The organism is Arthrobacter sp. Y3223164 (assembly GCF_059091005.1).
The window spans coordinates 1-10,274 of the sequence record NZ_JBNHGF010000071.1; the positions used below are offsets into that span (position 1 = coordinate 1).

The following is a 10,274-nucleotide window of genomic DNA, read 5'->3' on the forward strand; positions in this document are numbered from 1 at the left end:
CGGGACAGAGCAGGGCCAGGTACCCGTGCCCGACACCGTGCCCGCACCGGACCAGCCCGGCCAGGCACCGGACCCTGCGCCGGCCGACCCTGCCACCATCGGCGAGGTGGCCGACGTCGACATCGCCGACGACGAGCAGACCTCGATCACCCGGACCAACGGCGAGCTGACGCTTGCCCTGGCCGTCACCAAAACGCCGGAGGGCGACACGGTGGCCCTCTCCCACGCCATCGGCGAGTTGCTGCCCGAACTGGAGGCCGAACTGGGCGACGGCGCGCAGATCACCACGGTGTTCGACCAGGCCCCGTTCATCGAGACGTCCATCAAGGACCTGACCACCGAGGGCCTGCTGGGGCTGGGCTTCGCGGTGCTGATCATCCTGGTCTTCCTGCTCTCCGTACGCTCCACGCTGATCACGGCGATCTCCATCCCGCTGTCGCTGCTGGCCACGTTCATCGGCCTCAATGCGCTGGGCTACTCGCTCAACATCCTCACCCTCGGCGCGCTGACCATCGCCATCGGGCGCGTTGTGGACGACTCGATCGTGGTGGTCGAGAACATCAAACGGCACCTGAACTACGGCGAACCCAAGGGCGACGCCATCCTGGCGGCGGTCCGCGAGGTCGCCGGGGCCATCACCGCGTCCACCCTGACGACCGTTGCGGTGTTCCTGCCGATCGCGTTCGTCGGGAATCTGGCCGGCGAACTGTTCCGGCCGTTCGCCATCACTACCGCGCTGGCCCTGCTCGCGTCCCTGGCGGTGTCGCTGACCATCGTGCCGGTGCTGGCCTACTGGTTCGTCAAATCCCCCGCGGAGCGACACCCCGACACGTCCGCAGTGCGTGCGGCGGCCTCCGAGAAGGAACGCCGCTCGCTGCTGCAGCGCGGCTACCTGCCGGTGCTCGCCGGCACCCAGCGGCACCCGGTGATCACCACCGTGGCCGCCCTGCTGGTGCTGGCCGGCACCGCCGCCATGGTGCCGCTGCTGCAGACCAACCTGCTCGGCGACAGCGGACAGAACAGCTTCAGCCTGCGCCAGCAGATGCCGGCCGGGACCAGCCTGGAGACCACCGACGAGGCGGCCGCCCCGGTCGAGGAGCTGCTGGCCGGGATGGACGGGATCGAGGCGGTCCAGGTCACCATGGGCAACGCCGGCGGCGGCCTGGGGACGTTCCTCTCCGCGGGTGCCTCGGTGGCCCAGTACACCGTCATCACCGAGGAAGGCATTGACCAGGCGGCGCTGCGCGACCGGGTCCGCTCCGCCGTCGAAAAGCTGCCCGGCGAGGCGACGTTCACGCTGGGCACTCAGGGCGGGGGCTTCGGCACCTCCAGCACCGTGGACGTGGAGATCTCCGCGAACGGCCCGGAGGAGCTGAGGGACGCCTCCGACCGGCTGGTGGAGCTGCTGCGGGAGGTGCCGGGGGCCGCAGAGGTGTCCAGCAACCTCTCGGCGGCCGAGCCGGTGGTCCAGGTGTCCGTGGACCGGGCCAAGGCCGTGGCCGCCGGGCTGAACGAGGAGCAGGTCGCGGGCCTGCTGGCGTCTTCAATCAGCCCGCTGCCCGGCGGCACCGTGCGGATCGGCACCACCGACTTCCCGGTGCTGATCGGGGAAGGCAGCGACTTCTCCAGCGTCGAGGAACTGCGCGGCGTCGAGGTGCCCACGGCGGCCGGGCCGGTGCCGCTGACGGACCTGGCCACGGTCGAGGAAACCGACGTGCCGACGTCGATCAGCGCCAGCGGCGGCGAACGCACCGCCGTCGTCTCCGTGACCCCGGAGGGAGAGAACCTGGGTGCCCTCAGCAGCGAGGTGGCGGCCGCACTGGACGGCACCGACCTGCCGGCCGGGGTCACGGCGGAATTGGGCGGCGCGGCCACCCAGCAGGCCGAGTCCTTTGAACAGCTGGGCTGGGCGCTGCTGGCCGCCGTCGCCATTGTCTACGTGATCATGGTGGCCGCGTTCAAGTCCTTGGTGCAGCCGCTGATCCTGCTCGTCTCCATTCCGTTTGCGGCCACGGGGGCCATCGGGCTGCTGGTCATCACGCGGATCCCGTTGGGGCTGCCGTCGCTGATCGGCATGCTGATGCTGGTGGGCATCGTGGTGACGAATGCGATCGTGCTGATCGACCTCATCAACCAGTACCGGCGCCCCCACGACGGCCGGCCCGGCATGAACGTGGCGGACGCGATCACGCACGGCGCACGGCGCCGGCTGCGGCCCATCTTGATGACGGCGCTCGCCACGGTCTTTGCGCTCACGCCGATGGCGCTGGGACTGACCGGTGAGGGCGGTTTCATCTCGCAGCCGCTGGCAGTGGTGGTGATCGGCGGCCTGGTGTCCTCCACCGCGCTGACGCTGGTGCTGGTGCCGGTGCTGTACCGGCTGGTCGAAGGCCGGCGCGAGCGTCGGGCATACCAGCGCAATACACTCGAGGCAGAACTGGTTCCGGCCGGACGCTGATCCGGCTAACCCGGAACCGTGGAGGTGCTGAACATGCCAGAACCGGAAACCATGCCCGCCGGGCCGGGCCGCCTGGACCGGCTCACCGACCGGCTCCCCGCCCCGCTGCGCAAGTATGGCCAGCAGATGGGCGGGTGGCGCCGGGTCCAGCTGGCGTTCAAGACCGCGTTGGCGTGCGCCATCGCCTGGTTCATCGCCCTGCGGCTGCCCGGCGAGGTGGACCAGTACCCCTATTACGCGCCGCTGGGCGCGCTGATCAGCATGTATTCCACCGTCGCCGACTCGGTCAAGACCTCCGCGGAGACGCTGGCCGGGCTGCTGCTGGGCATCGGCCTGGCCATGCTCCTGCTCCTGACGGTCGGCCCGCATTTCGTCACCGTGGGCCTGCTGGTGTTCCTGGGCGTGCTGGTTGCGGGGCTGCCGCGGCTCGGGGCGGGCCGGGAATGGGTTCCCATGGCCGCGCTGTTCGTCCTGCTGGTGGGCGGGTCCAATGCCGGCGACTACTCGCTCGGCTATGCGGTGCAGATGGCGGTGGGGGTGGCCGTCGGCATCGCTGTGAACTTCCTGCTGTTCCCGCCGTTGAATTTCAACGCGGTGGGACGCAGCCTGCAGCAGCTGCAGTCCGACCTCGCCCGGCAGCTGGAGGACATGGCCGAGGCGCTCCGGGAGAACTGGCCGCCGGAACACAAGGATTGGGCGACGAACGGCGAGAGCATCACCCGCTTGGGCAACCAGGTGCGGCAGGCCGTGCAGGCCGCCGACCGCAGCCGCAAGGCCAATCCGCGGCGCAAGTTCCACGACCGGGACCTGGACACCGATTGGCGGAATCTACGCACGCTGGAGCGTGCCGCCTTCCATACCCAGGACATGACCGAGGTGCTCGCCGCCGTGATTTGGGACGAGACACTGCATCTTCCCGACCCCGTGCTGGCACCGATGGCCAACGCCCTGGACGCCACGGCCGAGGCAATCAGGAGCATGACCGCCGAGGACCTGCCGGACAAGCTGGAGGCCGCGCGCGATGCACAGCACCGCCTCACCGGAGTCGTCGCGGGCTCGGTGTCCGCGGAGTCCCCCGCCACGGCGGCAGGATCCGTGGCTGTCAGCCTGGAACGCATACTGGCCGCGCTTGGCCGGCACGTGAAGGACCGCTCCGGCGGCCAGGCCCCGTAGCGGCGCGGGTACCTCCCCTCTCAAGCCGGAGGGTGCCGGCCCGCCGAGACGCCCCCAGCGGCGCGGGTACTTCCCCTCTCTCTACCCCGAGTGTATCGGCCTGCCCGGCCGGCCAATCCCATTCGATGAAACGTTGAACCGGCAGCAAGGGGTTCCTCTTGCCGGGAAATTCGAGTTTTATGTACCTACTCGTGTCGAGCAGCTGGCACTAAGATCCTCCGGACCGGGAGAATGATGTGTCGGATCTGGGCGAGAGCCTCCCCTCCGTGCCTGGCCGCGTTGCCGCTGTTCCCTTTGTCGGCGCATTTGAGAGTACGTACCTGCCGGTACACCGCCGGGACGTGGCGGAGCTGACCGGAAGCTGCGCCCACTGGGGCCGCCACCTGGACCACATGCGCGCAGCAGGCGTAGGCAGCGTGCGGTTTCCGATTCGCTGGCACCGCGTGGAAACAGAGCCAGGCGAGTTCGATTGGTCCGAGACCGACCGGCAGCTCCAGTTCCTGCGGGTCCGCGGCATGGAGCCAATCGTCGACCTGGTGCACCACACGAGCTACCCGCAGTGGCTCGACGACGGTTTCAGGGACCGGAGGTTTGCGCCCGCTTTCCTGCGGTATGCAGAGGCCGTGGCCCGGCGCTATCCCTGGCTGACGTCCTACACGCTGTTCAATGAGCCCTTCGCCACCCTTTTCCTCTGCGGCCATGAGGCCTTGTGGCCGCCCTACGACAGGGGAATCGACGGTTTTGTGCGCCTCGTTCGCAACGTCCTGCCGGCCATCGCGGAGGCGGCCAGGTGCTGGTCGGAGCTGCTGCCCGAAGCCCGCCACGTCTGGGTGGATACCTGCGAACACCATGACGGAACTGCGGGTGGCCCGGCGGAGTACGCGGCTCTCGCCAACGACCGGCGCCACGTGTTGCTGGATCTGGTGCTCGGACACGATCTGACCGAGGGCCGCCCCTTCCTGAGGGAGATCGTCAAGCACGGCGGCGAAGACTTGCTTCACCTGGACCCCGTTCGGGTGGACGTTCTCGGCCTCGACTATTATTGCCACTCCGAATGGTGGTATGAGGAGTCCCGCGCCCATGCGCCATCGCCCCACCCGCTGGGTTTTGCGGCCGTGGCCGAGCACTACGGCTCCCGCTACGGGCTGCCGATGCTCCTGAGCGAGACCAACATCCGGGGAACGGCCTCCGACCGCGCGTCCTGGTTGCGATACACCCTTGAACAGTACGAACTGGCTCTCTCCCGCGGGATCCGGCTCGAGGGGTACTGCTGGTTTCCCTTCGTGGACTCCTGCGACTGGGACTCCATGCTCGCCCGCGCCGCCCGCCGCCCGGACCCGGTCGGCGTCGTGGGCGCCGCCGCGTGGGGAAGCCGGACGGCCACCACCTGCTTCACGGACGCCTGGATGGCTGCGGCATCCGGAACCCCCAGCCGCGACCTGCCCGCGTACCGATTTCAACCGCCGTGCGACAGCCAGCTCCGGGGGCTGCTGCCCCAGATGAGCCACTGGCCCTGGCGCGATCCTCCCGAAGAGGAGATCGTCCCGCCCGCCCGCAACGCCGACGAAGAGGAACACAGGATGAACCCCTTGGAAGACCCTGACTTGGTCGTGCTGTCCCACCTGAGGTGGACCTGGGTCTGGCAGCGCCCGCAACATCTTGTCTCCCGGTTTGCCGCCGCCCGCACCCGGACCGGTGCCCGCACATGGTTTCTGGAGGAACCACTGCCGGCCAAGGTCGAACAACCGGTCCTGCGGCACCAAGACGTGGACGGCATCACCAGGGTATGGCTTGAAATTCCCTCGGTTGACGGGCAATTGGCCGCCCCGGGATTCGACGCACCCGGCGCGGAAGAATACGGCGCATTGTTCCGCCACTTGCTGGCGACCCACGCACGGCCGGCCTCGCCCGACGTCTTGATCTATACGCCGATGGCGCTGGAGATAGCGCGCGCGCTCGAGCCCGGGGCCCTCTGCTATGACGTCATGGATGATTTGGCGTCGTTTCGCCATGCCCCCAAAGCCATGCAGACCCGGCAACGCCAGGCGCTGGCGGAATCCGATGTGGTCTTTGCGGGAGGCGCCTCCTTGCACCGCAGCGTCAGCCGCTACGTGGGCGATTCCTGCCATCTCTTTCCCAGCGGTGTGGACGCCGCGCACTATGAAACCTCCCGGCTGCTCCGCGAGGAGCGGGCGCCCGGCCTCCGGAAGGTGGCGGGCTACGTGGGCGTCATCGACGAGCGGCTCGATCTTGGCCTGCTGGAGGAGCTCGCCGCGATGCTTCCCGACTGGTTGTTTCGGATCGTGGGACCGGTCGCCAAGATCGATCCGGCCACGCTGCCGCAGGCTCCAAACATCGAGTACACCGGAATGGCGGAATACGCCGAGTTGCCCGCCGTCATGGCCGAATTCGACGTTGCCTTGATGCCCTTCGCCATGAACGAGGCGACACGGTCGATCAGCCCGACGAAGACCCTCGAGTATCTGGCCGCCGGCCTTCCCGTGGTGTCGACGCCCGTTCCGGATGTGGTCGCCGGGTACCGGGGGCTCGTCCACATCCAGGAGGACGCCGCAGGCTTCGCCGATGCCATCCAGACCGCGCCGGGTGATTCCCCGGCCGAACGGGACCGGCGAATGCGGCCCTTGCAGAGACTCCTCGGCTGGGATGCGATTGCCGGACAAATGCACCGTTTGATCTCTCAGGGAGCCGCGGCAGGAGAACTGGCGGAAGAAGAAACGGCATGAGCTCGCGGGCCGAGCGCCAACGCTCCGACGTGGAGGATTTGGAACGCGCCCACGAACGCGGAGTCGGCGCGGCAATAGCCGGCCTGCAGGACGCCGCGCTGGGCAGGAGACGCCTGACCGGCCCTGCCGTTCCGGCGCTCGCCGAGGCAGCCGTTAGTTCGGCCACGCCGTACCTTCGGGCACCGTTGCTGGCGAGGATTTCCGCCGGCCTCATGCTTCATCCGCCGGCCGGCGACGAACAGGGAGAATGCGCAACCTGCGGCACCCCGGCCCCGTGCCTGACCGCCGAGGCGCTGAAATGGTAGCGGCCGGAGACCACGGTCCCGACCTCATTGTCGTCGGCGCAGGCCTCTTCGGACTGACCGTTGCCGAAACCGCCGCACGTGAGTACGGGGCCCGCGTGCTGATACTTGAACGCCGTTCCCACCCGGGCGGCAACGCCTGGTCCGAGGAGGAACCGGAGACCGGGATCGAAGTCCACCGGTACGGGGCGCACCTGTTCCACACGTCGAATGAACGGGTCTGGAACTACGTCAACCGGTTCACTTCGTTCACCGGCTACCAGCACCGCGTGTTTACGGTCTTTAAGGGCAATGTGTATCCGATGCCCATCAACCTGGGCACGATCTGCGCCTATTTCGGCCGCCACCTCTCGCCGGACCAGGCCAAAGAGTTGATCCGCCACCAGGCGCAGGAAGTACCGGCCTCGGCGGCCGGCAACCTGGAAGAGAAGGCCGTCTCGTTGATCGGCCGACCGCTGTACGAGGCCCTGGTGCGCGGCTACACGGCCAAGCAATGGCAGACCGACCCGCGGGAACTGAGCCCCGACATCATCACGCGGCTGCCCGTGCGCTACACCTTCGACAACCGCTACTTCACCGACACCTACGAGGGCCTGCCGACGGAGGGCTACGGCACCTTCCTTGGCGGCTTTCTCCGGTCGCCCTTGATCGACCTGCAACTGAACACCGATTTTTTCCACGTCCGTCCGCACCTCCCGCCCGACGTGCCCGTCGTGTACACGGGGCCGCTGGACCGCTACTTCGGATACTCGGCCGGGGCCTTGTCCTGGCGCACCCTGGACTTCGAGCAGGAAGTCCTGCCGATCGCGGATTTTCAGGGCACGCCCGTGATGAATTACGCCGACGAAGACGTCCCGTGGACCCGCATCCACGAATTCCGCCATTTCCATCCCGAACGGCAGTACCCCGATGACCGCACCGTGATCGTCCGCGAATACTCCCGGACGGCGGGCGCGAACGACGAACCGTACTACCCGATCAACACCAGCCAGGACCGGGACAAGCTCAGGACGTACCGTCGCCTCGCGGGGCAGGAACCGAACGTGTTCTTCGGGGGCCGCCTCGGCACCTACAAGTACCTGGACATGCACATGGCCATAGCGTCGGCGCTGGGTTTGGTCGACAACTCGATCGGCCCCCTGCTCGGTCGCTCGTCGGCCTAACCCGGGCCCCGCTCCTTGCCGCATCAAGCCGGCGGTGCGCATGCCGGGAAAGCCATTCCGGGACCACCCGCGGCACGGTGACCGGTCCGACAACCTGTCCCGGAATTTTTCCGCGTGCCTGCCGTTAACCACAGTGAATGCAAATGCATGTAAACTGATGCGTAGCAAGCACCACGAAAGGTACATCATGGAACTCGGCGTATTCAGCGTCAGCGACGTCACCCTGGACCCGACCACCAACCGCATGCCCACCGAGCGCGAGCGGATCAAGGCGTCGGTCGCCATTGCCAAGAAGGTCGAAGACATCGGCATGGATGTCTACGCCATCGGCGAGCACCACAACCCGCCGTTCTTCTCCAGCTCCCCCACCACGCTGCTGGCCTACATCGCCGCGCAGACCGAGCGGATCACACTGTCCACCGCCACCACGCTGATCACCACCAACGATCCCGTGAAGATCGCCGAGGACTTCGCCATGCTCCAGCATCTGGCCGACGGCCGCGTGGATCTGGTGCTGGGCCGCGGCAACACCGCCCCGGTCTATCCCTGGTTCGGCAAGAACATCCAGGACTCGCTGGAGCTGACGGTAGAAAACTACGCCCTGCTGCGCAAGCTCTGGGACGAAGAGGTCGTCAACTGGCAGGGCAAGCACCGCACCCCGCTGCACAACTACACCTCCACGCCCCAACCCCTGGACGGCGTTGCGCCCTTCGTCTGGCACGGCTCGATCCGCACGCCCCAGATCGCGGAGCTGGCGGCCTACTACGGCGACGGCTTCTTCGCCAACAACATCTTCTGGCCGAAGGAGCACTACATGCAGCTCATCGGCCTGTACCGCGAGCGCTACGAGCACTACGGCCACGGCACCGCCGACCAGGCCATCGTGGGCCTGGGCGGACAGTTCTTCATGCGCAAGAACTCGCAGGACGCGGTCAACGAATTCCGCCCCTACTTCGACAACGCACCCGTCTACGGCCACGGACCGTCGCTGGAGGACTTCACCGCGCAGACCCCGCTCACCGTCGGCAGCCCGGAGCAGGTGATCGAGAAGACCCTGGCCTTCGCCGACTACTTCGGCGACTACCAGCGCCAGTTGTTCTTGATCGACCACGCAGGACTGCCCCTGAAGACCGTGCTGGAACAGCTGGACCTGTTCGGCGAAGAGGTGCTCCCGGTGCTGAAGAAGGAGTTTGCCGCCCGCAAGCCGGCGCATGTTCCGGAAGCCCCGACCCACGCCAGCCGCAAGGCCGCCCGCGACGCCAAGGAAGCGCCCGCCGAGTCGGTGTCCCATGGCTGATTCATCCGGTCCTGAGATCAGGACGACGGCGGCTGCTTGGGAATCGCTGTTCCGCACCCAGGTGGCGGTAATGCGCCGGATGCAGCAGCTGCCCGAGTTCAGGAAACTCGCCATGCGCGAGTACGACGTCCTGTTCAACCTGAGCCGGTGCCCGGGCGGCTGGAGCCGGCTGAACGAGCTGAACGAGGCACTGTTGATCAGCCAGCCGAGCCTCAGCCGGATGGTCGACCGCTTGGAGAAGAAGGGCCTGGTCCTCCGGCGCACGGCCCGCAACGACCAGCGGGGCATCGAGATCTCGCTGACAGACGAGGGCCGCGCGTTGCAGAAGGAGATCGGCCGGCAGCACGTCAAGCACCTGCATTCGATGCTCGCCCCGCTGCTGTCCGAGGAGGAATTCGGACAGCTCCAGGAGCTGACCGACAAGCTGCGGGCCGGCCTGGCGAACGATTGAAGCCGCCCGGCGGGGTGCCGGCGGCTCAGGCGGGCGGATCTTCAGCGACCTGCAGGGTCATGATGACCTGCCGCAGCGTCTTGAAGTGCTTGCCGGAGACGTAGCTCTCCGCCTCCGCGATGAGGCCGTAGGCATCCAGCAGCCCGGTCTCGTCGCCGGGCGCCGGAGTGCCGTGGCGGACGGCCGTGCCGAAGGAGTAGGTGCCGACCGGGTCCGGACCGTTGACGGTGTTTTCCACCAGGCAGGCCTGGAAGCCGTCGCCGGCCGTTTTGTCGGTCAGCCCCATCGACCCGAAGTACCGGTGGCCCAGCAGCGTCCGGTAGACGAACAGCGGCTCGACCGTGTCGTCGGACGGCACGGCGGGCACCTTCGCCGGCTCGCTGACCAGCACGCGCAGTTCGGTGACGGCGCCCTCGCAGGCGGCCTTGGGCAGCTTGAGCCGGGTGTGCAGTTCGGCGGCCAGCTTGCCGGAAGAGTCCCGGATGTCCAGGTGCAGCCCGTCGTCCGAGGGCTGGGTGGGCTTGACCTGCCGCTGCACCACCCACTCGCCCGGAACCTCGAAACTGATCACTCGGTCCGGATCGGTGTAGACCTTCCAGCCGTCGATCGTCGCTTTCCGCACGGGCTCCTTGCCGGGCGGCGCCGCGGGTTGTCCGGCTGCGTCCCCGCCGGCCGCACCCGACGGC

General features: G+C 67.8%; 8 protein-coding genes. 7 read left to right on the forward strand and 1 reads right to left on the reverse strand.

Translation table 11 applies throughout. The features are described 5' to 3' along the window. The 7 genes from AC5RUJ_RS06000 to AC5RUJ_RS06030 form a co-directional block, all read left to right on the forward strand. Positions 1 to 2,458: efflux RND transporter permease subunit (locus tag AC5RUJ_RS06000; RefSeq protein ID WP_494155669.1), on the forward strand; the 2,458-nt coding region annotated here is incomplete at its 5' end. A gap of 33 nt (positions 2,459 to 2,491) precedes the next feature. Further along, the gene (locus AC5RUJ_RS06005) at positions 2,492 to 3,631 is read left to right on the forward strand and encodes an FUSC family protein (protein ID WP_494012382.1); all 1,140 of its coding nucleotides are present in this window, start codon (positions 2,492 to 2,494) and stop codon (positions 3,629 to 3,631) included. 341 nt (positions 3,632 to 3,972) lie between these two features. Further along, the gene (locus AC5RUJ_RS06010; RefSeq protein WP_494128166.1) at positions 3,973 to 6,375 is read left to right on the forward strand and encodes a family 1 glycosylhydrolase; all 2,403 of its coding nucleotides are present in this window, start codon (positions 3,973 to 3,975) and stop codon (positions 6,373 to 6,375) included. After that, positions 6,372 to 6,680 (forward strand): hypothetical protein, encoded by a 309-nt coding sequence (locus AC5RUJ_RS06015; protein WP_494128161.1) that lies wholly within the window; start codon positions 6,372 to 6,374, stop codon positions 6,678 to 6,680. The genes AC5RUJ_RS06010 and AC5RUJ_RS06015 overlap by 4 nt, the downstream gene beginning before the upstream one ends. Then, positions 6,674 to 7,840, forward strand: coding sequence for a UDP-galactopyranose mutase (gene glf / locus AC5RUJ_RS06020; RefSeq protein ID WP_494128162.1), 1,167 nt, complete (start codon positions 6,674 to 6,676; stop codon positions 7,838 to 7,840). The genes AC5RUJ_RS06015 and glf overlap by 7 nt, the downstream gene beginning before the upstream one ends. Positions 7,841 to 8,027: 187 nt before the next feature. After that, positions 8,028 to 9,137, forward strand: a complete 1,110-nt coding sequence (locus AC5RUJ_RS06025; RefSeq protein ID WP_494128167.1) for an LLM class flavin-dependent oxidoreductase — start codon at positions 8,028 to 8,030, stop codon at positions 9,135 to 9,137. Continuing rightward, the gene (locus tag AC5RUJ_RS06030) at positions 9,130 to 9,588 is read left to right on the forward strand and encodes a MarR family winged helix-turn-helix transcriptional regulator (protein ID WP_494000068.1); all 459 of its coding nucleotides are present in this window, start codon (positions 9,130 to 9,132) and stop codon (positions 9,586 to 9,588) included. Before AC5RUJ_RS06025 ends, AC5RUJ_RS06030 begins: the two co-directional genes overlap by 8 nt. Before the next feature lie 25 nt (positions 9,589 to 9,613). Here the strand turns inward: AC5RUJ_RS06030 and AC5RUJ_RS06035 are convergent. Next, positions 9,614 to 10,274 (reverse strand): hypothetical protein (locus AC5RUJ_RS06035; protein WP_494155670.1); only part of this gene is annotated, 661 nt, incomplete at its 5' end.